This is a genomic window from Ruminiclostridium hungatei (genome assembly GCF_002051585.1).
In the GTDB taxonomy this organism is placed as follows: Bacteria; Bacillota; Clostridia; order Acetivibrionales; family DSM-1351; genus Ruminiclostridium; species Ruminiclostridium hungatei.
The window spans coordinates 1-1,110 of sequence record NZ_MZGX01000074.1; the positions used below are offsets into that span (position 1 = coordinate 1).

The 1,110-nt window shown below is 31.6% G+C and carries 2 protein-coding genes; both read left to right on the forward strand.

Annotation, left to right across the window (positions count from 1 at the left end; all coding sequences use genetic code 11):
- Positions 1 to 588 (forward strand): hypothetical protein (locus CLHUN_RS22290; RefSeq protein WP_242656595.1); only part of this gene is annotated, 588 nt, incomplete at its 5' end.
- 72 nt (positions 589 to 660) lie between these two features.
- On the forward strand, positions 661 to 1,110 hold a 450-nt coding region (locus CLHUN_RS21595; RefSeq protein ID WP_080066727.1), incomplete at its 3' end, for a DUF2691 family protein.

The window sequence follows — 1,110 nt, forward strand, 5'->3', positions numbered from 1 at the left end:
AAATATGGAAGTGATACTAAAAAAGCAATTGTAAATATTCAGCAAAATGTACCCCAAAATTATCAAACTTCAGCAATTAATTCGGCTATAGATCAAGCTAAGCCTTCAAATGTTGTTAATAAAAGTAATACAAGTATTAAGGGGGCGGGGAGTCCTAATATTAATGAAGCTGCTAAGATTCCAAAAACGTATACTGAGAAAAATGGAGTTAAAACCCCAACATCTAATTTACCAAAGAATGGGGAGTCGGGTTCCACAGGCACACTTTATAACCCAGATGGAAGTAAAAAGCAAGAAAGATGGTATAAACCAAATGGGGAACCTGATGTGGATATAGACTATAATCATGGTGGTGTTGGACATACATTCCCGCATGGTCATGAGTATGATGAAAATGGTGATAGAGGTGATCCGATACCTTTAATATCTCCTGAAACACTTATAAAACTACTACCTGCATTAAAAGAAGGTGCTATCCGAATAGGGGATGCTGTTGAAGCTAGAGTGAGCCCATTTATTATACCTAAGCCTTTAATTGATATTTGGATGCGGTCAATGCCAGGGTATAAACCTAAAGATTTGGTTTAAGTTTCTTACATTCTGCATGCTAAAAGAGGTTGTGTTATAAGTAGAATTATATATGGAGAGGAGCAATAGAAAATGATTGCATTAGACATTAATGTGAAAAATGAAAATAATAATTATCTTGGTAAAATTTTTAGTGGAATAGATGTACTTCAATATGAATGGGAAATAATTCATGAAGATTTTCTATATTACGATAATGGAGAACGAAAAGAAAAATTTTTTGAGATAGACATATTAAGTGGAGAAGAATTCCTTAAATGTATTTCAAGAGATAAGTATTACATGATATTTCTTGATATAAAGGCGTATCCTATAAACTCTAAAAGAGTTGAAATTAATACTTTTAAAGACTTTTTAGAAAGTAATTGTGAATTTGTATTTCTTTGTACCGATTCTGGATTTATAGAATTTTACTGTAAAGACAGAGATATATTGGATAAAGTATATAATAATTGTATATGTAATGGTTTTGAAAAAGTACAGTATAAGTCTATTGCAGATGTTTCAGGAAGGAACCTTGTT